21 protein-coding genes and 1 tRNA gene are annotated in these 23,972 nt (G+C 71.5%); 11 read left to right on the plus strand and 11 right to left on the minus strand.

Going from position 1 to position 23,972, the window contains the following annotated elements; translation table 11 throughout:
• Positions 1 to 56 precede the first annotated feature (56 nt).
• The 4 genes from mshC to AB5J55_RS08210 all read right to left on the minus strand — a co-directional run bounded on the left by mshC (position 57) and on the right by AB5J55_RS08210 (position 3,563).
• On the minus strand, positions 57 to 1,286 hold the full coding sequence (gene mshC, locus AB5J55_RS08195) for a cysteine--1-D-myo-inosityl 2-amino-2-deoxy-alpha-D-glucopyranoside ligase (protein ID WP_369270003.1): 1,230 nt from the start codon (positions 1,284 to 1,286) through the stop codon (positions 57 to 59).
• A gap of 118 nt (positions 1,287 to 1,404) precedes the next feature.
• The gene (locus AB5J55_RS08200; protein ID WP_369270004.1) at positions 1,405 to 2,223 is read right to left on the minus strand and encodes an SCO1664 family protein; all 819 of its coding nucleotides are present in this window, start codon (positions 2,221 to 2,223) and stop codon (positions 1,405 to 1,407) included.
• A complete protein-coding gene (locus AB5J55_RS08205; protein WP_362381002.1) occupies positions 2,187 to 2,777 on the minus strand; it encodes a DUF3090 domain-containing protein in 591 nt (196 codons plus the stop codon). Before AB5J55_RS08205 ends, AB5J55_RS08200 begins: the two co-directional genes overlap by 37 nt.
• A gap of 99 nt (positions 2,778 to 2,876) precedes the next feature.
• A complete protein-coding gene (locus tag AB5J55_RS08210) occupies positions 2,877 to 3,563 on the minus strand; it encodes a histidine phosphatase family protein (RefSeq protein WP_369270005.1) in 687 nt (228 codons plus the stop codon).
• A 62-nt stretch (positions 3,564 to 3,625) separates the two neighbouring features.
• Here AB5J55_RS08210 and corA point away from each other — a divergent pair, with 62 nt between their 5' ends.
• Complete coding sequence (gene corA, locus AB5J55_RS08215; RefSeq protein ID WP_369270006.1) at positions 3,626 to 4,624, plus strand: magnesium/cobalt transporter CorA; 999 nt, start codon at positions 3,626 to 3,628, stop codon at positions 4,622 to 4,624.
• Between the two features lie 13 nt (positions 4,625 to 4,637).
• Here corA and AB5J55_RS08220 read toward each other — a convergent pair whose 3' ends face one another.
• Together AB5J55_RS08220 and AB5J55_RS08225 are read right to left on the minus strand one after the other, a co-directional pair.
• Complete coding sequence (locus AB5J55_RS08220) at positions 4,638 to 5,426, minus strand: ferritin-like domain-containing protein (RefSeq protein ID WP_369270007.1); 789 nt, start codon at positions 5,424 to 5,426, stop codon at positions 4,638 to 4,640.
• A gap of 250 nt (positions 5,427 to 5,676) precedes the next feature.
• Complete coding sequence (locus tag AB5J55_RS08225) at positions 5,677 to 6,732, minus strand: LLM class F420-dependent oxidoreductase (protein ID WP_369270008.1); 1,056 nt, start codon at positions 6,730 to 6,732, stop codon at positions 5,677 to 5,679.
• Between the two features lie 196 nt (positions 6,733 to 6,928).
• On the opposite strand from AB5J55_RS08225, the gene AB5J55_RS08230 reads away from it, so the two are divergent.
• Positions 6,929 to 7,912, plus strand: coding sequence for an aldo/keto reductase (locus AB5J55_RS08230; RefSeq protein WP_369270009.1), 984 nt, complete (start codon positions 6,929 to 6,931; stop codon positions 7,910 to 7,912).
• Positions 7,909 to 10,185 carry a helix-hairpin-helix domain-containing protein gene (locus AB5J55_RS08235; protein WP_369270010.1) on the plus strand — a complete coding sequence of 759 codons (2,277 nt, stop codon included), beginning with the start codon at positions 7,909 to 7,911 and terminating at the stop codon, positions 10,183 to 10,185. The genes AB5J55_RS08230 and AB5J55_RS08235 overlap by 4 nt, the downstream gene beginning before the upstream one ends.
• Positions 10,186 to 10,333: 148 nt before the next feature.
• On the opposite strand, the gene AB5J55_RS08240 is transcribed toward AB5J55_RS08235, so the two are convergent.
• The gene (locus AB5J55_RS08240; protein ID WP_369270011.1) at positions 10,334 to 11,068 is read right to left on the minus strand and encodes a hypothetical protein; all 735 of its coding nucleotides are present in this window, start codon (positions 11,066 to 11,068) and stop codon (positions 10,334 to 10,336) included.
• A gap of 47 nt (positions 11,069 to 11,115) precedes the next feature.
• Between AB5J55_RS08240 and AB5J55_RS08245 the strand changes: the two genes are divergently transcribed.
• Positions 11,116 to 11,304 (plus strand): DUF5703 family protein, encoded by a 189-nt coding sequence (locus AB5J55_RS08245; protein ID WP_005485166.1) that lies wholly within the window; start codon positions 11,116 to 11,118, stop codon positions 11,302 to 11,304.
• Positions 11,305 to 11,424: 120 nt separating this feature from the next.
• Here AB5J55_RS08245 and AB5J55_RS08250 read toward each other — a convergent pair whose 3' ends face one another.
• From AB5J55_RS08250 to AB5J55_RS08260, 3 genes are all read right to left on the minus strand, one after another.
• Positions 11,425 to 12,282, minus strand: coding sequence for a chaplin (locus tag AB5J55_RS08250; RefSeq protein ID WP_369270012.1), 858 nt, complete (start codon positions 12,280 to 12,282; stop codon positions 11,425 to 11,427).
• 147 nt (positions 12,283 to 12,429) lie between these two features.
• Positions 12,430 to 12,663 (minus strand): chaplin ChpH, encoded by a 234-nt coding sequence (gene chpH, locus AB5J55_RS08255; protein WP_048584573.1) that lies wholly within the window; start codon positions 12,661 to 12,663, stop codon positions 12,430 to 12,432.
• A gap of 157 nt (positions 12,664 to 12,820) precedes the next feature.
• A complete protein-coding gene (locus tag AB5J55_RS08260) occupies positions 12,821 to 14,146 on the minus strand; it encodes a M20/M25/M40 family metallo-hydrolase (protein ID WP_369270013.1) in 1,326 nt (441 codons plus the stop codon).
• A gap of 188 nt (positions 14,147 to 14,334) precedes the next feature.
• Here AB5J55_RS08260 and AB5J55_RS08265 point away from each other — a divergent pair.
• The 4 genes from AB5J55_RS08265 to AB5J55_RS08280 all read left to right on the plus strand — a co-directional run bounded on the left by AB5J55_RS08265 (position 14,335) and on the right by AB5J55_RS08280 (position 20,366).
• Positions 14,335 to 14,419, plus strand: a tRNA-Leu gene (locus tag AB5J55_RS08265).
• A 271-nt stretch (positions 14,420 to 14,690) separates the two neighbouring features.
• Positions 14,691 to 18,557 (plus strand): Pls/PosA family non-ribosomal peptide synthetase, encoded by a 3,867-nt coding sequence (locus AB5J55_RS08270; RefSeq protein ID WP_369270014.1) that lies wholly within the window; start codon positions 14,691 to 14,693, stop codon positions 18,555 to 18,557.
• 77 nt (positions 18,558 to 18,634) lie between these two features.
• The gene (locus AB5J55_RS08275; RefSeq protein WP_369270015.1) at positions 18,635 to 19,978 is read left to right on the plus strand and encodes a M1 family metallopeptidase; all 1,344 of its coding nucleotides are present in this window, start codon (positions 18,635 to 18,637) and stop codon (positions 19,976 to 19,978) included.
• Positions 19,979 to 19,991: 13 nt separating this feature from the next.
• Entirely contained in the window at positions 19,992 to 20,366 is a 375-nt protein-coding gene (locus AB5J55_RS08280; protein WP_369270016.1) for a YchJ family protein, read from the plus strand.
• A 10-nt stretch (positions 20,367 to 20,376) separates the two neighbouring features.
• On the opposite strand, the gene AB5J55_RS08285 is transcribed toward AB5J55_RS08280, so the two are convergent.
• A complete protein-coding gene (locus AB5J55_RS08285; RefSeq protein ID WP_369270017.1) occupies positions 20,377 to 21,078 on the minus strand; it encodes a FadR/GntR family transcriptional regulator in 702 nt (233 codons plus the stop codon).
• 136 nt (positions 21,079 to 21,214) lie between these two features.
• Here AB5J55_RS08285 and AB5J55_RS08290 point away from each other — a divergent pair, with 136 nt between their 5' ends.
• Genes AB5J55_RS08290 through AB5J55_RS08300 form a run of 3 tightly spaced genes read left to right on the plus strand, consistent with a single transcriptional unit; the run spans position 21,215 to position 23,962 of the window.
• Positions 21,215 to 21,733 (plus strand): gluconokinase, encoded by a 519-nt coding sequence (locus AB5J55_RS08290; RefSeq protein ID WP_369270018.1) that lies wholly within the window; start codon positions 21,215 to 21,217, stop codon positions 21,731 to 21,733.
• Positions 21,734 to 21,780: 47 nt separating this feature from the next.
• Positions 21,781 to 23,178, plus strand: coding sequence for a GntP family permease (locus AB5J55_RS08295; RefSeq protein WP_369270019.1), 1,398 nt, complete (start codon positions 21,781 to 21,783; stop codon positions 23,176 to 23,178).
• A gap of 10 nt (positions 23,179 to 23,188) precedes the next feature.
• Positions 23,189 to 23,962, plus strand: a complete 774-nt coding sequence (locus AB5J55_RS08300; RefSeq protein WP_369270020.1) for an SDR family oxidoreductase — start codon at positions 23,189 to 23,191, stop codon at positions 23,960 to 23,962.
• The last annotated feature ends 10 nt before the right edge of the window (positions 23,963 to 23,972 follow it).

Below are 23,972 nucleotides of genomic sequence, written 5' to 3' on the forward strand. Positions count from 1 at the left end.
GCGCTTCCACCCGTGGGGAGGAAGCGCCCCTCTCGTGTCCGGGGTTGCCGGGGCGCCTAGAGAGCCACGCCCAACAGCGCGTCCACAGCTCGCGATACGACGCCGGGGGCACCCGGGTCCGTGCCGCCGCTCGCCTCCTGTGCGGCGGCCCAGCGGTCGACCGCGGTGAGCGCGGCCGGGGCGTCCAGGTCGTTCGCGAGGGCCTCGCGGATCTCCTCGACGAGCGCCTCCGCGGGCGGCCCGTCGGGCCGGGACACGGCGGCACGCCACCGGTCGAGGCGGGCCACGGCGTCCTCCAGCACCCGATCGGTCCACTCCCAGTCGGCCCGGTAGTGGTGGGCGAGGAGGGCGAGCCGGATGGCGGCGGGGTCGACACCGTCGCGGCGCAGCTGGGAGACGAAGACGAGATTGCCCTTGGACTTGGACATCTTCTCGCCGTGCAGCGCGACCATGCCGGCGTGGACGTAGGCCTTGGCCATGGGGAACTCGCCGGTGAGCACCTGGGCGTGCGAGGCGCCCATCTCGTGGTGCGGGAAGGCGAGGTCGGAGCCGCCGCCCTGGACGTCGAAGCCCATGCCGAGGTGGTCGAGGGCGATGGCGACGCACTCGATGTGCCAGCCGGGCCGGCCGCGTCCGAGCGAACCGCCGTCCCAGCTGGGCTCGCCCGGGCGGGCGGCCATCCACAGCATCGGGTCGAGCGGGTTCTTCTTGCCCGGCCGCTCCGGGTCGCCGCCGCGCTCGGCGGACAGCAGCCGCATGGCGGCGGCGTCGAGGTTGGACACCTTGCCGAAGTTCGGGTCGGACTCCACGGAGAAGTAGATGTCGCCGTCGAGTTCGTACGCGGCACCCGCGTCCCGCAGCCGCTCCACGAGCGGCACGATGCCGGGTATCGCCTCGACCGCGCCGATGTAGTGCCGCGGGGGCAGCATGCGCAGGGCGGTCATGTCCTCGCGGAAGAGGGCCGTCTCCTTCTCGGCGAGGGCGGCCCAGTCGATGTCGTCACGCTCGGCCCGCTCCAGGAGCGGATCGTCGATGTCGGTGACGTTCTGGACGTAGTGAACCTGCCGCTTGGTGTCGAGCCACACGCGCTGCACGAGGTCGAACGCGTTGTAGGTCGCCGCGTGCCCCAGGTGAGTGGCGTCGTACGGCGTGATGCCGCAGACGTAGATACGGGCGACGGGACCGGGGTCGAGGCTGACCAGGCCCCCGGTCGCGGTGTCGTGGATCCTCAGGTCGCGGCCCTGACCGGGCAGGGCGGGGACCTCAGAAGCGGGCCAGGCATACATGTCATGAGCCTAACCGGACGGATGTTCCGTACACGAACCGGACCAGGCCGGATGGCCGGTGAGACGTTCTTGCGCGATCCCGGCCGCTGTGCTGCGAGCGATACCGGAGAGTGTGCTCCTACACGGGCGGCCAGGGAATGGCCGGCCACTCCCCGCTCGGCTCCGGATGCTTCCCGGACCTCAGCAGCGCCTCGACACGCGCGCGCGTGGCTTCCACCTCGGTGGCCGTGATCAGCCCGGCCAGGCGCACGGCGAGCTCACCGCCCGCCTCCAGCCCCTTGCGCAGGGAGCCGAGCACCTCGACGGCCTCCGCGGTCAGCGGCTCACCCGCCCAGCCCCACAGCAGGGTCCGCAGCTTGTTGTCGACGTTGAACGTGACACCGTGGTCGATGCCGTACAACCGGCCGCCCTCGGTGGGCAGCAGGTGCCCGCCCTTGCGGTCGGCGTTGTTGATCACGGCGTCCAGGACGGCCAGGCGCCGCAGCCGCTCGTCGTCGGCGTGCACCAGCAGCGCGGTCCTCCCCTCGCCGACCTCGGCGAAGCCGATGGCCTTCCAGCCGGGCTCGGGCTCCTCGCCGTCGACCAGGGCCAGCAGCTCGGCCCCGGGCGTCACCTCGATCCACAGCTGGACCATGCCCTCGCCGTACGGCCCGTCCCGCAGCACGGTGGGCGGCACGAGCCCCCAGCCGGTCGCCTCGGCGACCTCGTACGCGGCGACCTCGCGCTGCGCGAGCGTCCCGTCGGGGAAGTCCCACAGCGGCTGCTCGCCGGCGACCGGCTTGTAGATGCAGGACGCCTCGTGCCCGTCGTGGGCGACCGTGCAGAACAGCGCGGCGTTGGACGCCTCGCGGATGCGGCCGCGCACGGTCAGCTCACCCTCGGTGAGCAGCTCCACCGAGGTCACGCTCCGCGGCGGTATCCGTTCTGGCGCGGACATACGTGTCCTTCCGGGTCGAGCGGGAGGCTGCACAGCGGACACGGCGGCCGCCCCGCGTTGACGACGTCCAGGGCACGCTTGGCGAAGGCTCGCGCCTGCGCGCCGGTGAGCCGGACCCGCAGCATCGGGGGCCCGTTCTCCTCGTCCTGCAGCAGCCGCTCCTCGGCCTCGGCGAGGTCCTCCTCGGAGTCGGCGTCGAGTTCCACGAGGGCCTGCGCCTCGACGATCATCCGCTGCTCCTCGCCGTCCCAGGCAAGGGCCATGGTGCCGACGCGGAACTCCTCCTCGATGGGGGTGCCCAGCGGTTCGGTGTCGGCGATCTCGGAGGGCGCCATGGCGGGGACGGAGGCGCTGCCGCCACTACGCCGTACGACCTCGTCGAGCAGCTCGTCCATGCGCTCGGCGAGGGCGGCGACCTGGGTCTTCTCCAGGGCCACGCTGGTCACCCGGGAGCCTGCGGTGGCCTGGAGGAAGAACGTACGGCGCCCGGGCAGTCCGACCGTACCGGCCACGAAGCGGTCCGGGGGGTCGTAGAGGAACACCTGACGGGACACGTCCTGTCTCCATTGGAATCGTGAGTACGGCGAATCGCGGGTCGGCGCAGTCGTGAGTACGGCGCTGCTTCGACCGCTTCACCCTACTGCGCCGGACGATCACGGTGCGCCCGCGCCGCCCCCGACCGTCGCGTCACCGGCCGGCGGCTCCTCGCGCGGGGCGAGGGACGTGAAGTCACCGGTGTCCCCGAGGCGTACGAGAAACGGCCTCAGGCGGGTGTAGCGGATCGCTGTGATGGAACACGGTTCAACGGAAATCCTTTGGAAGAGGTCGAGATGAAGACCCAGTGCGTCCGCGACAAGGGACTTGATGATGTCGCCGTGCGAGCACATCAGGTACACGGCGTCACCGCCGTGATCGCGCTCCACGCGCGCGTTCCACTCGCGTACGGCCTCGGCGGCCCGGGTCTGCATCGCCCGCATCGACTCGCCGCCCGGGAACGCGGCCGCCGACGGGTGCGCCTGGACGACCTCCATCAGCGGCTCGTCCTTGAGTTCGGCGAGCTTGCGGCCGGACCAGTCGCCGTAGTGGCACTCCCCGATCCGCTCGTCGGTGTGCGCGGTGAGTCCGGGCCGGGCTTCGAGGAGCGGCCGCATCGTCTCCTGACAGCGCTGGAGCGGGCTCGTGACGACCTCGGACAGCGGCAGCTCGGCGAGCCGTCCGGGCAGTGCGGCGGCCTGCTCGGCCCCGCGCTCGTCGAGGGCGACGCCGGGCATCCACCCGGCGAGCAGTCCCTCGGTGTTGGCGGTGGAACGTCCGTGCCGGACCAGGATCAGCGTGGGCATGACGCCCAGGGTAGGCGCACGACGGGGTGCGTTCGTGGCCGGACGGCGGGAGAATACGCTCCGTGATCGTCGACTGCGCCATCTACCGGGACGGGCGCCGGACACCGGGGCCGGGGGACTTCTCCGACGCCCTGGATCTGTGCCGCCTCCAGGACGACGCGTTCGTCTGGATCGGCCTGTACGAACCGACGGCGAAGGAGTTCGACAAGGTCACCGAGGAGTTCGGACTGCATCCGCTGGCCGTGGAGGACGCGCTGAACGCGCACCAGCGTCCCAAGCTGGAGGTGTACGACGACTCGCTGTTCATGGTCCTCAAGCCGGTCGGTTACGAGCCGGAGAGCGACGTGGTCACCTCCGGCGAGGTGATGGTCTTCATCGGCGACTCGTTCGTGGTGACCGTCCGGCACGGCGAGGAGGCGCCGCTGGGGGCGGTACGGCGCCGTCTGGAGCACGAGCCGGAGATGCTCCGGCACGGTCCCACGGCGGTGCTGTACACGATCGCCGACGCCGTGGTCGACCACTACGTGGACGTGGCGGACGAGTTGGGCACGGACCTGGCGGAGCTGGAGGCGGATGTGTTCTCGCCGACCGGCGGGGGCGCACGGCACACGGCGTCCCGCATCTACAACTTCAAACGGCAGATCGTGGAGTTCCGCAGGGCCACCGGCCCGCTGGCGCAGCCCTTGTCCCGGCTGGCCGGTACGGGTCTGCTGGGCTCGCGGGTGCCCTTCGTGCACGACAAGGCGCAGCCCTTCTTCCGTGATGTCAGCGACCACCTCACGCGCGTGAACGAGTCGGTCGAGGGCCTCGACCGACTCGTCTCCGACATCCTCTCGGCGCACCTCGCACAGACGAGCGTCCGGCAGAACGACGACGTGCGGAAGATCTCCGCATGGGCGGCCATGGCCGCGGTCCCCACGATGATCGCGGGGATCTACGGCATGAACTTCGAGCACATGCCGGAGCTGACCTGGCGGTGGTCGTATCCGGCGCTGATCGCGGGCATGGCCGCCCTGGAGGTGCTGCTGTACCGGCTGTTCAAACGCCGGGGCTGGCTGTAGGGACCGGATGCGGTCAGGCGAACTCGGGCGCGGACGTGGCGGGTCCGCCGAGGGCGTCGCGTCGTTCCGGCATCCTCAGGGACACCATGCGCCGCCAGCCCGCGAGCCGCTCCCAGAGGTACATGGCGTGGATGCCCGCGGCGAGCACGGCCGCTTTGGGGCGGGACCAGCCGAGGATGCGCCCCATGTGGTCCATGACCGCGAGGCTGACGTCCCGGTAGACCCCGATCTCGGCGAGCGCGCACTCGCGCAGCGTCCGCTGGATCAGCCTGCCGCGGCCTGCTGCCGCGAAGCGCAGCAGTTCCTCATGGGTGTACGCGAGGTGATTGTCCTCGTCGTTGGAGATCATCCGCACGGCCTTGCCGACGACCGGGTGGTCGGCGAAGTACTTCCTGAGCATCACCATCTGGTCGGCGGCCCGCTGCTCGGTGACCCGGCTGTGGGACAGGTAGACGATGATGTCCTCGACCGTGAGCGGTTGCTCGGACTTGAGCTTCTCGTGGGCGAGACCGATGCCGTGCTGCTCCAGCAGCATCGTGTAGTCGGTCTCGGGCGGGACGGGGACGGGTTCGAGGCCGCGCTTCTTCATCAGGGCGTTGAAGATCCGCCCGTGCTTGTCCTCGTCAGCCCCGTGCCGGGTGATCTTGGGCGCGAGCGCGCGCTGGCTCTCCGGGACGAGCGCGGCGATACGCGCGTTCTCCCAGCCGCCCTGGGTCTCGCCGCTGGCCGCGATGGAGCAGAACAGGCGGAAGGACTCGTCGTTGTCGATGATCTCCTGGAACAGACTCTTGGCCGAAAGCATCGTGGGGCACCTCTCTGCAGGACGCCGCAGGATTCCGCAAAGAACGAGTCAAATGCGGTAAGAGAGGTGCTGCAACAGCTGTGTCGGACAACTCCGCCAAAAGAATGACGATCGGGGTCACGACGCGGGCGTAACCGCTTGGACACGCGCGCGTTGTTCTGCATGACGGCCGTGGCGGGGAAGACCCCCGAGCCCCCACCACGGCCGCTGAAACTTGGCAGGTCCTACGGTCTGCCGGTGACGCCGGGCGTCACGCGAGCCCGGCGCGCTCCAGGGCCTCGGTGCCGGCCCGGAGCGAGGCGAGCCGCTCGTCGAGCGTGAAGCCCGCGGGCGCGAGGGACAAGGTGGTGACCCCGGCCGCGGCGTAGGCCTTCATCCGGTCGGCGATCCGGTCGACGGAACCGAGCAGCGCGGTCCGGTCGATCAGGTCGTGCGGTACGGCGGCCGCGGCGCCCTGCTTGTCGCCGGAGAGGTACTTGGTCTGGATCTCGGCGGCTTCCTTCTCGTACCCCATGCGCTGGGCGAGCTGGTTGTAGAAGTTCTGCTTGGGGCTGCCCATGCCGCCGACGTACAGCGCGGTGTAGGGGCGGAAGGTGTCGGCCAGCGTGGCCACGTCCTTGTCGTCGCCCACGGCGAGCGGCAGGGTCGGGCAGACGTCGAACCCGTCGAGGGTCTTGCCGGCCTTCTCGCGTCCGGCGCGCAGGTACTTGATCGTCGTGTCCTCCAGGTGCTCGGCGGAGGGGAAGATCAGCAGGGCACCGTCGGCGATCTCGCCGGTCTGCTCGAGGTTCTTCGGGCCGATGGCGGCGATGTACAGCGGGATGTGCTCACGCTGGGGGTGCACGGTCAGCTTGATCGGCTTGCCGGGGCCGTCGGGGAGCGGCAGCGTCCAGTGCCGGCCTTCGTACGAGAGGCGTTCGCGCGTCATGGCCTTGCGGACGATCTCGACGTACTCACGCGTGCGCGCCAGCGGCTTGTCGAACTTGACGCCGTACCAGCCCTCGGAGACCTGCGGCCCGGAGACGCCGAGGCCGAGCCGGAAACGGCCGCCGGAGAGCGAGTCCAGGGTCGCGGCCGTCATGGCCGTCATCGCCGGCTGGCGGGCCGGGATCTGGAAGATGGCGGAGCCGACGTCGATGCGCTCGGTCTGGGCGGCGACCCAGCTCAGCACGGTGGCCGCGTCCGAGCCGTACGCCTCGGCGGCCCAGCACACGGCGTACCCCAGCCGGTCGGCCTCCTGCGCGACGGCGAGGTTGTCCGCGTCCATTCCGGCACCCCAGTAGCCGAGGTTGATCCCGAGCTGCATGGCCGATCCCCTTACCGATCAGTAACGTCCCTTGTGGGCCCGACCTTAGCGCGGGGGACGTCCCGCGGGGAGGCCAGTGTGGCGGGCGTCGCCCCGGAGGCGGCTGCACAGCCGTCGGTATCGCCGGTCACCGTCCGGAAAACTGGTTATCCACAGGCCCCCACACGGCAGGTTCTGGCCAGTAATCTCGGCGTTCATGGAGCAGAGGCATCTCGGCCGCACCGGCCTGCGCGTGTCCCGGATCGGGCTCGGCACCCTCACGTGGGGCAGGGACACCGACGAGCACGATGCGGCCGACCTCTTGAAAACCTTCTGGGAGGCGGGCGGCACCCTCGTCGACACGGCCGACGTGTACGGCGACGGGGAGGCCGAGTACCTGCTCGGCCGGCTCATGGAGGGGCTCGTCCCGCGCCGGGACCTGGTCATCTCGACGAAGGCGGGCAGCGTTCCCGACCCGGACCGCCGCTTCGACGGCTCGCGCGGCCATCTGCTCTCCGCGCTGGACGCCTCATTGGCCCGGCTCGGCACGGAGTACGTCGACGTCTGGCACATCCACGCCTTCGATCCGTACACGCCGCTGGAGGAGACCCTCCATGCCCTCGACCTGGCCGTCAGCAGCGGGCGCGCCCGCTATGCCGGCGTCTCCAACTTCTGCGGCTGGCAGCTCGCCAAGGCGGGGACCTGGCAGCTCGCGGCGCCGGGCATACGCACCCGGCTGGCGAGCACACAGCTGGAGTACTCCCTGCTCCAGCGGGGCGTGGAGCGCGAGGTGTTGCCGGCCGCGCTGGACCTGGGCATCGGCATGCTCCCCTCCTCCCCGCTCGGCCGGGGCGTACTGACCGGCAAGTACCGCAACGCCACGCCGCCCGACTCACGCGGCGCCTCGGAGCATCTGGCGCCCTTCGTCGCGCCGTACCTCGACGACACGGCGAGCCGCATCGTGGACGCCGTGCAGACGGCCGCCGACGGGCTGGCCGTGACCCCGCTGCAGGTCGCCCTCGCCTGGATCCGCGACCGCCCCGGCGTGGCCGCGCCCATCATCGGCCCGCGCAACGCGCAGCAGCTCACGGCGGCATTGTCAGTGGAGGCCCTTAGTCTTCCTGACGAGATCTGCCGGGCGCTCGACGATGTGTCGGCGCCCGTGCACCGCTATCCCGATCACGACTGGAGCACGCTGTGAGCACGGAGCCGCCCGAGACCACGGGGAACACCGAGCCGGGGCCGACGAGCGCCGGAGGTGCCGGGGAGCGGCCAACCGGGGAGGCGGGGGCCGACAGGGGCGACGCGGTGGACCGGGGCTCCGACGCCGGGGGCGAATTGGCTTCCGAGGACCGCCTGGCCGCGGAAGGCGAAGGCGCGGGCGAGAGCCCTGCCGTCGCGGCGGACGGTGGTGATGGGGAAGCCGCCGTCCAGGACTCCGCGGCCAAGGACGGCGACGACGGGGCGCAGTTGTCGGAGGCCGAGGCCGAGATCGCCGCTCAGCGGATCGAGCGGGAGCGGATCGAGCGGCGCAAGGCCGAGCGGCAGGGGCCCGTGGAGAGCGGGGCCAAGCTCAGCGGGAAGGCCGCCGATCTGCTGGCCGCCGTACGGGCCGTGGAGAGCGGCGCGAAGCCGCCGGCCACGGTCTTCAGCGAGCCGGAGCCTCCGCGCCGCCCGGCCCCGGAGCCGGTGCGTCCGCCGCGGCCCGTGGCGGCCGACGCGGCCGCGGCTCCGGCGCCGGAGGCCGTCGAGTCGGTGCGGCAAGTGCTGGCCGACGGTGGTGCACCGGAGGCTCTCGCCCCGCAGGCCGCCGCGGTCCTCGGCGAAGCCGCGGGTGACCAACTGCGTGCGGATCCCTGGCAGTTGCTGCGGATCGGCGGCGTACGGCCGGAGCAGGCCGACGGGTTCGCGCGGGCGCTGCTCGGCGCGGAGTGCGGACCCGACGACGAGCGGCGCGGCCGGGCGGTCACGGTCTGGCTGCTGGAACAGGCGGCGCTGGCCGGGCACACGGCCCTGGAGCTGGCGACGCTCACGGCCGCGCTGAACCAGCGGGGCGTGCCCGACGCCGATGCCGCCGTGCAGAACACCCTGGCCGAGGGCGAGGCCCTGGCCTTCCAGGACGCCCTGGACGCGCCCGGCGCCCCGGCCCGGCCGGACGACCAGGCCGAGGAAGGGGATGAGGAGCGGCCGGTCCGTGTCCTGGTCGGTCTGGAGCGGTACGCCCTCGCGGAGGAGAGCCTCGCCGACGGACTCGCCCGCCTGATCAACTCGGCGCCGAAGCAGGACGGTTCGGCCGAGGACTGGGAGCGGGTCGCGGCCGGCGCGGGCGCCGCCGCCGACCTGGTCCGCGCGGTGGCGGCCCATGGCCTGGTCCTGCACACCGGCGGGGAGGCGTCCCTGTCCGAACCGGCGGCGCTGCTGCACGCGGCGCAGGCTCTCGGGCTGCGGGCCTGGGCGGCCACCCACAGCCCGATCGGGCGGGTCCGCTTCGCCGCACGGCTGGGCGAAAGCGGCGCACCCGGCGTCGCCACCGTGGCCGGTCTGCTCTCCGGCGCCGAAGGGCCCGGCCGGGACGCGGACGGTGCGTTCGACCTCGATCTGCTCGTCGTACTGGACGCACCGCAGGTGGATGTCGAGACGGCCGCCCTGCTCACGGAGTCGTTGCCGGACGGGGCGCGGCTGGTGCTGGCCGGGGATCCCGCGGTGCTGTGGTCGGCGGGGCCCGGGCGGGTGTTCGCCGACCTGCTGGCGGCGCGGAGCTGTCCGCAGATCGCCTCGAGGCAGCCGGATCCCGGCCCGCTGGGCGAGTTGGTGTCCGGGATCGGCATCGGTGAGCTCAACCAGGTCGAGGCACCCGGCAAGGAGGTCGTGATCGTGCCGGTGCGGGACGCGGGCGAGGCCGTGCACCGCACCGTGCAGCTCGTCGCGGACTCGGTGCCGCGCGCGTTCGGTGTCCCCGCCGAGGAGACCCGGGTGATCACGCCGGGCCACGGCGGCGCGGCCGGCACGCGCGCGCTCAACACCGCCCTCAAGGAACGCCTCAACCCCGGCCCCGGCCGCTTCGGCGGCTTCGACCCCGGTGACCGCGTGGCCTACTCCCCCGCGCCGGGCCGTATGGTGCCGGGTCAGGTGGTGAAGGCCGACGCCGAGGGACTGCACCTGTCCTGCGAGGGCGAGGCCGTCGTCGTACCGAAGGAACGGGTGGAGCAAGCAGTACGGCACGGCTGGGCCCTGACCGCACACCAGGCCGCGGGCGCCCGCTGGCCCGCGGTGGTCGTGGTCCTCCCCGGCGACGCGGCCCAGGCCCTCAGCCGCCCCTGGGTCTACACGGCCTTCAGCCGAGCCGACCGCCACCTCTCCGTGGTCCACGGCGTGGAGCAGGCCCTCCCCCGAGCCGTCGCCGAGGTCCCCGCGAAGCCGCGCACGACCCGCCTCCCCGTCCTGCTCAGCACGCAGGTGCCGGCGCAGGGCTGACCGGCCTCGGCCGACCCGGAGACGCGGGGGTCGCGCACACGAAGGCGAGGCGGCGGCGGTCACGGTGTTCATCCGTGACCGCCGCCGCCTCGAAACAACCGCGCCCCGCTTCGGTAATCGCCGCAGCGATCCACCTCAGCGAGCCATGTCAGCGATCCGCGTCCAGTGGCTCCAGATCGTCTTCCTCGTCCAGATCCCTGTCGAGCTCGTCCTCGAGGTCCTCGTCGCCGTCGCTCTCGTCGGCGTCCTCGTCCTCCGACTCGTCGACGTCGTCCAGGTCCTCGTCGAACACCGTGCTGACGTCGAAGCGGCAGACCACCCGCTGCGGATCGACCCCCTCGAAGGGCGCCTCCAGCCATTCCCCGGGTTCGGGCTGCTCGTCCGACGCGGTCACCCAGAGCGTGGAGTCGCCCTCCTCCAGGCCGAACTCCTTGTGCCGGGAGGCGATCTCGTCCGGCTCGAACTCGCCGAAGAGGATGCCGAGCGCCCCGTGCACCGTGCCGGAGGCATCCGCGTCCGAAGCGTCGTCGTAGTCCGCCGCCTCGATCCGCTCGGCATGCGCCCGCAGTCGCTGCGGCTCCACCACGACGTAGTCGCGGCGGATCAGCACGCTCACAGCGCTCGGTTCCTCGGGTCCCGTGTACGGCGGCAGCGCGTCCTCCGTACCGGGGATCTCGAAGGGCGTGACCTCGTCGTAGCGGTCGTAGAGCAGCTCGTCGTAGACCTCGGCGGCTGCGGCCAGCTGGTTGAACGCCTCGTAGACGGCCGGGTCGTCCTCACCCGACCGACGTTCGACCGCGGCCAGGTGGCGGTCGAGCGCGGTCTTGACCGCCTCGGCGGCGGCGCGTACCTCGGCAGCGGTGGGCTGCACAGCATCAGACATAGTGCAGACGCTATCCGTACCGGGCCCCAGCCCGCACAATAGATGCGATGCCGGAATACGAATTTGTCGACGTGTACGTACCGCGCGGGGTCTCCCGCAAGGACGCCACACGCCTGCTGACGGACCATGCCGAGTACGGACACTGGGAGTTGGACCGCCTGAGCCTGCTGCGCGACGGCAGCCGCAGGGTGCGGCTGCGGCGCCGGATCATCCGCCAGGTGCGGGCCACATGGTGAGCTGAGAGGCCACACAGCGAGACAGGGACCGCAGGACGGACAGGACAGCAGAAGAGGAAACACACGGAGCGGGCCCCGCCGACGCGGGGCCCGCTCCGTTGCGTGCCGGACGCCTACGTCCTACGCCGAGGGCCGTGCCTTGCGGTACAGCACCGCGCCCGCGAGCAGCGCCCCCGCACCGACCGGCAGGGCGAGGCCCATCGGCAGGTCGACACCGGTCTGGGCGAGCTCGGCGTCACCCTGGGGCTGGGTGACGAAGTGGGCGCCCGGGTGGTTGCCCTGCGAGGAGCCGCCCGGAGTCAGGCCGCCCGCGCCGGGCGGCGTGCCCGGGGAGCCGGGGTTGCCCGGCTCGTCGGGGTTGCCGGGGTTGCCCGGGTTACCCGGCTGCTCGGGGTTTCCGGGGTTCTCCGGATTGCCGGGGTTCCCAGGGTTGCCCGGCTGCTCAGGGTTGCCGGGGTTTCCAGGGTTCCCGGGATTGCCCGGCTGTTCCGGCGACCCGGGCGGGTTCTCGTGACCGCCGCCCGGCGGGGTGTGACTCCCGCCGCCGTTGTTGGAGCAGTCGTTGTCCTCGGCGGAGTTGCCGATGCCGATGATGTCGACGGTGTTGCCACACACGTTGACCGGCACATGGATCGGCGCCTGGACATGGTTGCCGGAGCCGACACCGGGCGAGTCGGTGGCGTGCCCGCCGGCCGACGCCCCCGAACCTTCGTGGCCGCCGGACGAACCGCCGCCCTGGTTGCCACAGCTGTTGCCGCTCGCCGGGTTGAGCACCCCGACGACGTCGACCGTGTTGCCGCAGACGTTGACCGGCACGTGCACCGGCGCCTGCACCGTGTTGCCCGACAGCACGCCGGGCGAGTTCGCGCTGGAGCCGTGCGCACCCGAGCCGGTCGCGTGGGCGGCGCCGCCCGCGGCGGCGACGATGCCGGTCGCGGCCGCCACGGTCATCAGGCCCTTGCGGGTGACCTGTCGCATTCGCTTCTTACCTGCCTTCGACCTTGTTCCGAAAATACGACGCCGGAAATCCACCGACGCTGTAGAAAAGGCCGGTCGGCCCCGGAGCGCATGGCACGCGCTCCGGGGCCGACGGGCTCAGCCCCATTCACGGGGCGAGGCACAACGTCACTTGTTGATGCAGGTGTTGCCGAAGGCGGGGTTCAGCAGCCCGATCACCGAGATCGTGTTGCCGCAGACGTTCACGGGGACGTGAATCGGCGCCTGAACGACGTTGCCCGACAGGACACCCGGGGAGTGCACGGCAGCACCCTGGGCACCGGAGTCGGCGACGGCGAGGCCCGCGCCCGCGAGAACCAGCCCACCAGTGGCAGCCGCAGCGGCGACGACCTTCTTGATCATTATTCCTCCTTGTTGGCAATGCGATCACAAGTAGCTGATCGCATCACCTGTAACGAGGAGGAACTAATAGGGCTACGACCCTATGAGTGTGTTCACTCTCCCCGGGCACGCCCAGTACGTCTGGCCGAATACTGAAGTGTCGTTTCAGTTGGCCAATTCAGGACGCATCGATGAACCTGTCGAGCACTCGGACCCCGAATTGCAGGCCGTCCACCGGCACCCGCTCGTCGACGCCGTGGAACATGCCCGCGAAGTCCAGCTCCGGCGGCAGCTTCAGCGGCGCGAAGCCGAACCCGCGGATGCCCAGGTCGTCGAAGGACTTGGCGTCGGTTCCGCCGGAGAGCATGTAGGGGATCGCCTTCGCGGCCGGGTCCTCGGCCACCAGCGCGGACTGCATCGCCGCCACGAGCGGCCCGTCGAAGCCGGTCTCGACGGCCTTGTCGGCGTGCACGTCCTCGCGCCGCACGCTCGGCCCGAGGATCTTGTCGAGGTCGGCGAGGAACTCCTCCTCGAATCCGGGCAGGAAGCGGCCGTCGACGTGCGCGGTGGCCTCGCCCGGGATGACGTTGACCTTGTAGCCGGCGCCTAGCTGCGTCGGGTTGGCCGTGTTGCTCAGGGTCGCGCCGATCAGCTTGGCGATGCCGCCGAGCTTGGCGAGGGTGCCCTCCATGTTCTCCGGGTCGAGCTCGGTGCCGAGGGCGTCGCCGAGTTCGTCGAGGAAGGCCCGGGTGGTCTTGGTGACCCGCACCGGGAACTTGTGCCGGCCCAGCCGGGCGACCGCCTCCGACAGCTCGGTGATCGCGTTGTCCCGGTGGATCATCGAACCGTGCCCCGCCGTGCCGGCCACGGTCAGCTTCATCCAGTGCATGCCCTTCTCGGCCGTCTGGATCAGATAGAGCCGCCGCTCCTCGCTCACGGTGAACGAGAACCCGCCCACCTCACTGATCGCCTCGGTGACGCCCTCGAAGAGGTCCGGGTGCTTGTCGACGAGGAACCGCGCGCCGAACTTGCCGCCGGCCTCCTCGTCGGCGAGGAACGCGAGCACGATGTCCCGCGGCGGCCTGCGGCCACTGCGCAGCCGGTCGCGTACGACCGCCAGCGTCATCGCGTCCATGTCCTTCATGTCGACGGCCCCGCGCCCCCACACGCACCCGTCGGCGACCTCGCCGGAGAAGGGGTGGTGCGTCCAGTCGTCCGCGTTGGCCGGCACGACGTCGGTGTGGCCGTGGATGAGCAGCGCGGGCCGGGAGGGGTCCTCCCCCGCGATCCGCGCCACGGTGGAGGCGCGTCCCGGGTGCGACTCGAAGATCTTCGGCTCGAGGCCCACCTCGGCGAGCTTCTCGGCGACGTACTCGGCCGCCTTGCGCTCACCGGGACCCGAGTGGTCGCCGTAGTTGCTGGTGTCGATCTGGATCAGCTCGCGGCAGAGGTCCACGACCTCGTCCTCGCCGGTGACGCCCCTGGCCGTGTCCGTCTCGCTCACGCTGCTTCCTCCCGCGCTGTCGCTGCTGGTCGTCCCCCTCATCCTCCCTCTCCCACCGTCCCCGCCCAAGACCGGCCGCTGCCCGTCACACACCGTTCACGCCGCGACGGGGGGTGATCGGGCACCCCTCGAAGCCTGGTAATGTTTTCTCTGTCGCCGCGAGGGAAGCCCCGCGCGACAGACACCTTGTCCGGGTGGCGGAATGGCAGACGCGCTAGCTTGAGGTGCTAGTGCCCTTTATCGGGCGTGGGGGTTCAAGTCCCCCCTCGGACACGCGAAACAGCGAGGGCCGTGACCATGAGGTCACGGCCCTCGCTCGTTGTGTGGGGGAAGTCTCGTTCCGTCGAAGATCACCAGGTCAGCGCCTGCTCCCCCACCCCCGCATCGCCCCGAACGGCTGCTCCAAGTGGCGTATCGAAGGGCCCGAACCTAGCTTCGTACTAAAATTTCCGGCTTGTTACGGAGCTGGCGCCGGACAACCCCAGGCAGACCTGCGGGCCCGCCAGCGCCCCGGAGGCTTCCGGGATCGAGACGCGAGGACCGGATGGCAGCCATACAGGAGAGCAATGCTCTCGGCCTGCTCGACGAAGAGCTCGGCGCAGAGATCCACCAGCGGTTCGGTGACACGGCACGTTTCTCCTCAGGCCCGGCGGCCTCCCCGCGCACGCTCGTCGACGTCTTCGAGGCGTCCGTGCGGTCCCACCCGGACGAGCCGGCGCTGGACGACGGCGCGACCAGCCTTACCTACCGTGCGCTGGCCGTCGAGGTCGAGCGGCTGCGGCGCAAGCTCGGCGCGGCCGGGGTCGGGCTCGGCGACCGGGTGGGCGTGCGGGTGCCGTCCGGCACCAATGACCTCTACGTGGCGATCCTCGCCGTGCTCGCGGCCGGTGCCGCGTACGTCCCCGTCGACGCCGAGGACCCGGACGAGCGGGCAGAGCTGGTGTTCGGGGAGGCGGAGGTGCGGGCCGTCGTCGGCGCCGGGCACGAGATCACCGTGCACGGCACGTCCGAGTGCCCCGCCGCCCGTCCCGGCGTCGAGCACGACGCGTGGATCATCTTCACGTCCGGCTCCACCGGGAAGCCCAAGGGTGTCGCGGTCTCGCACCGCAGTGCCGCCGCGTTCGTTGACGCCGAGGCCGCGCTGTTCCTCACCGAGGAGCCGATCGGGCCCGGGGACCGGGTCATGGCGGGGCTGTCGGTCGCGTTCGACGCGTCCTGCGAGGAGATGTGGCTGGCGTGGCGGTACGGGGCCTGTCTGGTGCCGGTGCCGCGTGCGCAGGTCAGGAGCGGTGCCGATCTCGGGCCCTGGCTGGTCGAGCAGGAGATCACGGTCGTGTCGACCGTGCCCACGCTCGCCGCGCTGTGGGAGCCCGAGACCCTCAACGACGTACGCCTGCTGATCTTCGGCGGCGAGGCCTGCCCGCCCGAGCTGACGCAGCGGCTGGTGACCGAGGGGCGCGAGGTCTGGAACACGTACGGCCCGACCGAGGCGACCGTCGTCGCCTGTGCGTCGCTGATGAGCGGTGCGGAGCCGATCCGGATCGGGCTGCCGCTGGACGGCTGGGAGCTGGCCGTCGTCGACGAGGCCGGAGAGCCCGTTCCGATGGGCGCCAGCGGGCAGCTGGTGATCGGCGGGGTCGGGCTGGCCCGGTATCTCGACGCCGAGAAGGACGCGGAGAAGTACGCGCCGCTGGAGTCGCTGGGCTGGGAGCGGGCGTATCGCAGCGGTGACCTCGTCAAGGCCGAGCCGGAGGGGCTGGTCTTCCTCGGGCGGGCCGACGAGCAGATCAAGCTCGGCGGGCGGCGGATCGAGCTCGGTGAGGTGGACGCCGCGTTGCAGGCGCTGCCGGGTGTGGCCGGTGCGGCTTCCGCCGTGCGGACCGCTCGCAGCGGCAACCAGCTGCTCGTCGGGTACGTCGTCACGCAGGACGGCTGGGATCACGCCGTCGCCGTCGAGAAACTGCGCGGCGCGCTGCCCGCCGCGCTCGTGCCGTTGCTGGCGCCGGTCGAGGAGCTGCCGACCCGTACCTCGGGCAAGGTGGACCGGAACGCGCTGCCCTGGCCGCTGGAAGGCCCGGAGACCGGCGGTCCGGCGGAGCAGCTCTACGGCACCGAGGCCTGGCTCGCAGAGCAGTGGGCCGAGGTGCTCGGCATCCCCGTGTCCGGCGCATCCGACGACTTCTTCGCCATCGGCGGCAGCAGTCTGGCCGCCGCACAGCTGACGACTCGGCTGCGGATGCGTTATCCGAGCGCGGCCGTGCTGGACATCTACCAGCAGCCGGTCCTGCGGAAGCTGGCCCGGCACCTCGAGAAGTCCGCGCACGACGACGGGGCGGAACGATTCGTGGCGCCGGTGCCCCGGCGCGCGCAGGTGGTGCAGCTCCTTCTTCTCGTTCCGCTGTTCACGCTGCTCGGCCTGCGCTGGACGGTCCCGCTGGCCGCGCTCGGGAATCTGCTGCCCGCCTACGGGTGGCTGCCGACGGGCCCCTGGTGGCTCGTCGCCGTCGGAGCGGTCGTGCTGTACAGCCCGCCGGGGCGGCTCGCGGTGGCCGCCGCGGGTGCGCGGCTGCTGCTCAGGGGCGTGAAGCCCGGACGTTACGCGCGCGGTGGCAGTGTGCACCTGCGGTTGTGGGCGGCCGAGCGGCTGGCCGAGTTCAGCGGGGCGACCTCGCTGACCGGGGCCTGGCTGGAGCGGTATGCCCGGGCGCTGGGCGCCAAGGTCGGGCCGGACGTCGACCTGCACTCGCTGCCGCCGGTCACCGGGCTGCTCAAGCTCGGGCGCGGCGCGGCCGTCGAGTCCGAGGTGGATCTGTCCGGCTACTGGCTGGACGGGGACCGGCTGGAGATCGGCACGGTCAAGGTGGGCGCGCATGCCGTCGTCGGCACGCGCAGCATGCTCTTCCCCGGCGCCCGGGTCGGCAAGCGGGCCGAGGTGGCGCCCGGTTCCGCGGTCACCGGGCAGGTTCCCACCGGTCAGCGGTGGGCTGGCGCCCCGGCGGTCAAGCTGGGCAAGGCCAAGCGCAACTGGCCGAAGGAACGGCCGCGGCGCGGGACGTACTGGCGTGTCATGTACGGCATCACCGGCTTCGCGCTGAGTGCCCTGCCTGTGCTGGCGGGCGTGGCGGCGTTCCTGGTGGGCCGGGTGTTCTTCACGCCGGACGCGCCCCTGACGGGCGCCGCGCTGGCCCTCGTACCGGCGACGCTCGCCTTCGGGCTGGCGTACGCCGTGCTGATCCTGATCGGCGTACGGCTGCTGAGCCTCGGTCTGCGCGAGGGGACGCATCCCACGCACAGCCGGATCGGGTGGCAGGCCTGGACGGTCACGCAGCTGATGGACCGCTCGCGCGAGACCCTGTTCCCGCTGTACGCCGGGCTGGTCACGCCGGTGTGGCTGCGGCTGCTCGGGATGCGGATCGGGCGGGGTGCGGAGGTGTCGACCGTGCTGGCGCTGCCCAGTCTGACCACGGTCGGTGAGGGCGCGTTCCTGGCCGACGACACGCTGACCGCGCCGTACGAGCTCGGTGGCGGCTGGATGCGGATCGGGCGGGCGGAGATCGGGCGGCGGGCCTTCCTCGGGAACTCGGGGATGACGGCGCCGGGGCGGACCGTGCCGGAGGGCGGCCTGGTCGGCGTGCTGTCGGCGACGCCGAAGAAGGCGAAGAAGGGCACGTCGTATCTGGGGCTGCCGCCGGTGAAGCTGCCGCGCAGCGCGGCCGACGGCGACCAGAGCCGTACGTACGATCCCCCGGCCCGGCTGCTGTGGGCGCGCGCTCTCGTGGAGCTGTGCCGGATCGTGCCGGTGTTCTGCTCCGCGGGGCTGGCGGTGCTGACCATCGCGGCGCTGTGCGCGCTGGGGGTCTGGGCGCCGCTGCTGTCGGGGCTGGTGCTGCTCGGGGCCGGTGCCTTGGCGGGGCTCGTGTCCATCGTCGCGAAGTGGGTGCTGGTGGGCCGGCACCGCAGCGGGGAGCATCCGCTGTGGTCCGGGTTCGTGTGGCGCAACGAGCTGGCGGACACGTTCGTCGAGGTGCTCGCCGTGCCGTGGCTGGCGGGTTCGGTGCCGGGGACGCCGGTGATGACGGTGTGGCTGCGCGGGCTCGGGGCGCACATCGGCAGGGGCGTGTGGGTGGACAGCTACTGGCTGCCCGAGACCGACCTGGTGACACTTGAGGACGCCGCCACCGTGAACCGGGGCTGTGTGCTCCAGACACACCTCTTCCACGACCGGATCTTGCGGACGGATACTGTGGTCCTCCGTGAGGGCGCGACGCTGGGTCCTGGCGGGATCGTCCTTCCGGGCAGCGCGATCGGGGCCCGTACGACACTGGGTCCCGCGTCGCTCGTCATGGCGGCGGAGTCCGTCCCCGACGACACCCGTTGGCTCGGTAATCCGATCGAAGCATGGCGTCCCTGAGCGCGGCCCACTCGGGGCCGGTGGGCAGTGGGCCGGCACGGAGCGGCAGCAGTACGGCGCAGGGAGCACAGACAGCAGTGGCAGTTCAGCAGACGGCAGGCGCGGACCCGTACTTCCCGGAGCACGGCGATCCCAGGTACCGGGTGCACCGGTACGAGTTCGCGCTGGACTACCGCCCGGGCCCGAACCGGCTCTCCGGGGCGGCCCGGATCAACGCCATAGCGGGACGGGCGCCGCTGACCGAGTTCGTGCTGAACCTTGCCGACTTCAAGATCGGGCGGGTCCGGGTCGAGGGACGGCAGCCGCACTACACCCACCGCGGAGGGCGGCTGCGGATCCGCCCCGCCAAGCCGATCCGTGCCGGGGCGGCCTTCACGGTCGAGGTGCACTGGTCGGGCAACCCCAAGCCGGTGAACAGCCCCTGGGGCGGGCTCGGTTGGGAGGAGCTGGAGGACGGGGCGCTGGTGGCGAGCCAGCCGATCGGGGCGCCGTCCTGGTACCCGTGCAACGACCGGCCCGCCGACAAGGCGTCGTACCAGATCTCGATCACCACGCCGTCGGCGTACGCGGTGGTCGCGGGCGGGCGGCTGCTGACCCGTACGACGAAGGCGTCCACGACCACCTGGGTGTACGAGCAGTCGGCGCCGACGTCCAGCTATCTGGTCGGGCTGTCGATCGGCAAGTACCAGACTGTGCTGCTGGGCGACCCGGGCCTGGGCGGGATTCCGCAGCACGGGCACATCCCGGCGCATCTGCTGCCGGAGTTCTCGCGGGACTTCGCCCGCCAGCCGCAGATGATGGAGCTGTTCCAGGAGCTGTTCGGGCCCTACCCCTTCGACGAGTACGCGGTCGTGGTGACCGAGGAGGAACTCGATGTGCCCGTCGAGGCGCAGGGCCTGTCGCTGTTCGGCGCCAACCACGTGGACGGGGCGCGGGGTTCGGAGCGGCTGGTGGCGCACGAGCTGGCGCACCAGTGGTTCGGCAACAGCGTGTCCATCGCCGACTGGCGGCACATCTGGCTGAACGAGGGGTTCGCGAAGTACGCGGAGTGGCTCTGGTCGGAGCGCTCGGGCGGGCGTACGGCGCAGCAACTCGCCGCCGCCGCACACCGGTTGCTGTCGTCGATGCCGCAGGATCTGCGGCTGGCGGATCCGGGGCGCAAGTCGATGTTCGACGACCGGCTGTACGAGCGCGGCGGCCTGACCCTGCACGCCGTGCGCTGCGCGCTCGGGGACATCGCCTTCTTCCGCATGCTGCGCGGCTGGGGCCAGCTGCACCGCAACGGCACGGTGACGACCCAGGCCTTCACCTCGTACGTGGCCCGGTTCGCGACCGAGCCGGTGGAGGAGTTGTTCGAGGCGTGGGTGCACGGGGCTGCGCTGCCTCCGTTGCCCGGGGCCGAGACGCGGGCGGCGGGCTAGCACAATGGCGGCCATGACGACGCGTTCCTGCCCGTGCGGGCTGCCCGAGGCCTACGACAAGTGCTGCGGCCGCTACCTGTCCGGTGCCGCTGCCGCGCCGACCGCCGAGGCGCTGATGCGGTCGCGCTACAGCGCGTTCGTCAAGGGGGACGCGGCCTATCTGCTGCGGACCTGGCATCCGCGGACGCGGCCCGCGCGGCTGGACCTCGATCCGGGGATGCGGTGGACCGGGCTGGAGATCCTGGAGACGGCGAACGGTTCGGCGTTCCACGCCACGGGGACGGTGACCTTCCGGGCCTCGTACCGGGGTGGGTCGCTGCATGAGCGGAGCCGGTTCGAGCGGGTCGACGGGGCGTGGGTGTACGTGGACGGGGAGTTCCTGAGCTAGGGCCTGCCGTTCACGGGGCCAGGATGTCCAGTTCCTGGAGGGCGCCCATGGTGATCTCGCGGGTCAGGTGTTCCGCCCGGACCGCGTCGCCGGCGCGGACCGCCTCGGCGACCTGGACGTGCAGGGTGACCGCGGAGGGGTCGGGGTCCTCGAACATGACCTCGTGGTGGGTGCGGCCGGCGAGGACCTCGGCCACCACGTCACCGAGGCGGGCGAACATCTCGTTGCCGGAGGCGTTGAGGATGACGCGGTGGAAGGCGACGTCGTGGACGAGGTAGCCCTCCAGCTGGTGGCCGCGTGAGTGGGCGACCATGCCGAGGGCGCACTCGGTGAGTTCGGCGCACTGGTCGGCCGTGGCGTACTTGGCGGCCAGTCCTGCCGCCACCGGTTCGATGGCCGAGCGCAGGACCGTGAGTGAGCGCAGCTGCTGGGGGCGGTCGGAGCCGGCCAGGCGCCAGCGGATGACCTGGGGGTCGTAGACGTTCCACTCGGACTTCGGACGGACCGTCACGCCCACGCGGCGGCGGGACTCCACTAGGTACATGGACTCCAGGACGCGGACCGCCTCGCGCATCACCGAGCGGGACACGTCGAAGCGCTGCGCCAGTTCGTCCGTGCGCAGGACGCTGCCCGGCGGGTACTCGCCCGCGGTGATCGCGGGGCCGAGGGTTTCCAGTACTCGGCCGTGCAGCCCCCGGCCCGTTGTGCTCATGCACTCAGCGTACGGGGCAAGTCACGCGATCAAAAAGTCAGACTTATACGTCACACACTCTTGAATTCGTCGTACCTAATGAGTTTCATTGCGTCGACATCACGTGTCGACGAGGACAGCAGACAGTGAGGCAGCGATGAGTACCCCCCATGTCGTCGTGGTCATGGGCGTCGCGGGCACCGGGAAGACCACCATCGGTCCCCTGCTCGCGGCCCGGCTCGGCGTCCCCTACGCCGAGGGCGACGACTTCCACCCGCCGGCCAACATCGCCAAGATGTCGGCCGGCACCCCGCTCGACGACGACGACAGGTGGCCGTGGCTCGACGCCATCGGCACCTGGGCGCACGAACGGGCAGGGCTCGGCGGGGTGGTCAGCTGCTCGGCGCTGAAGCGGTCGTACCGGGACCGGCTGCGGGCCGCCGCACCGGACCTGGTGTTCGTGCACCTGGCGGGCGACCGCGCCCTCATCGAGGACCGGATGTCGCACCGGCAGGGGCACTTCATGCCCACGGCACTGCTCGACTCCCAGTTCGCCACGCTCCAGCCGCTCCAGGAGGACGAGGCGGGAGTCGTCGTGGACGTGTCGGGCAGCCCCGAGGAGATCACCGGACGGGCCGTGTCGGCCCTGACGGCCCTTCCCGAGCCGACCGCGTAACCCTTCTCGCCCCCTTCCCCAATCCCCCGTACCTGTAAGGGAACCCCGTGACCAGACTCAGCGTCGAGATGCTGGCAGCGGACACCGTCGAGCCCATCACCTCGGCCGGCCACGCTCAGCTGGGCATCGCCGTCCTGGCGGGCATCGCCGTCATCGTGCTGCTCATCACCCAGTTCAAGCTCCACGCCTTCCTGTCGCTGACCCTCGGGTCACTGGCGCTCGGCGCGATCGCCGGGGCGCCGCTCGACAAGGTCATCACCAGCTTCTCCGCCGGGCTCGGCACCACCGTGGCCGGCGTGGGCGTGCTGATCGCCCTCGGCGCGATCCTCGGCAAGATGCTCGCCGACTCCGGCGGCGCCGACCAGATCGTCGACACCATCCTCGCCAGGGCAAAGGGCCGTTCGATGCCGTGGGCGATGGTGCTGATCGCCTCGGTGATCGGTCTGCCGCTGTTCTTCGAGGTCGGCGTCGTCCTGCTGATCCCCGTCGTGCTGATGGTCGCCAAACGCGGCAACTACTCGCTCATGCGCATCGGCATCCCGGCCCTCGCCGGTCTCTCCGTGATGCACGGGCTGGTGCCGCCGCACCCCGGCCCGCTGGTCGCGATCGACGCGGTCGGCGCCAACCTGGGTGTGACGCTGGCGCTCGGCGTCCTCGTCGCCATCCCGACCGTGATCATCGCCGGCCCGGTGTTCTCGCGGTACGCGGCCCGCTGGGTCGACGTCCCGGCGCCCGACCGGATGATCCCCCAGCGGGTCTCCGAGGACCTGGAGAAGCGGCCCGGCTTCGGTGCCACGCTGGCCACCATCCTCCTGCCCGTCGTCCTGATGCTCTCCAAGGCGCTGGTCGACATCGTGATCGACAACCCCGAGAACACCGTCCAGCGCGTGTTCGACGTCGTCGGCTCCCCGATGATCGCGCTCCTCGCCTCCGTACTCGTGGGCATCTTCACGCTGCTCAGGCCCGCCGGGTTCGGCAAGGAGAGGGTGTCGCCGCTCGTCGAGAAGAGCCTCGCGCCCATCGCGGGCATCCTGCTGATCGTGGGCGCCGGCGGCGGCTTCAAGCAGACGCTGATCGACACCGGCGTGGGCCAGATGGTCCTGGACATCTCCAAGGACTGGTCGATCCCCGCGCTGTTGCTGGCCTGGCTGATCGCGGTGGCGATACGGCTGGCGACGGGCTCGGCGACGGTGGCCACGGTCTCGGCGGCCGGTCTGGTCGCCCCGCTCGCGGCCGACATGTCGACGACCCACACCGCCCTGCTCGTCCTCGCCATCGGCGCCGGCTCGCTGTTCTTCAGCCACGTCAACGACGCCGGGTTCTGGATGGTGAAGGAGTACTTCGGCCTGAACGTCGGCCAGACCATCAAGACCTGGTCCGTCATGGAGACGATCATCTCGGTGGTCGCCGGCGGTCTGGTCCTGCTGCTCTCACTGATCATCTAGGGGTACGGGCATGAGCCACCCGCTCTTCGACATCAGCGGCCGCACCGCGCTGGTCACGGGCTCCAGCCGGGGCATCGGCCTCGCGCTCGCCCGCGGGCTTGCGGAGGCCGGCTGCACGGTGGTCCTCAACGGACGCAACGGCGAACGCCTCGGCGAGGCCGCCGCCGAACTGGCCGCCGGCCTGCCCGGCGACCGGATCCACACGGCCGCGTTCGACGTGACCGACGGCGCGTCGGTGGCCGCCGGGATCGCGGACGTCGAGGAGCGGGTCGGCCCGCTCGACATCCTGGTCAACAACGCGGGCATGCAACTGCGCGCACCCCTGCTGGAGTTCACCGACACGGACTGGCACCGCATCCTGGACACCAACCTCACCAGCGCGTTCCTGGTGGGCCGGGAGGCCGCCCGGCGGATGACGGAACGCGGCCACGGGAAGATCATCAACATCTGCTCGCTGCAGAGCGAGGTGGTCCGCCCCGGCATCGCGCCCTACGCCGCCACCAAGGGTGCCCTGAAGATGCTCACCAAGGGCATGTGCGCCGACTGGGGCCCCTACGGCGTGCAGGTCAACGGCCTCGGTCCCGGCTACATCGTGACCGAGCTGACCGGGCCCCTCGTCGCGGACGAGGAGTTCAGCGCGTGGGTGCGGCGCCGGACCCCGGCCGGACGCTGGGGCCGTACCGAGGACCTGGTGGGCGGGGTGCTGTTCCTCGCCTCGCCGGCCGCGGACTTCGTCGGCGGGCAGGTGCTGTACGTCGACGGCGGCATGACGAGCGTGCTGTGAAGGAGGCCTC

The sequence above is a fragment of the Streptomyces sp. R11 genome, assembly GCF_041051905.1.
GTDB lineage: Bacteria > Actinomycetota > Actinomycetes > Streptomycetales > Streptomycetaceae > Streptomyces.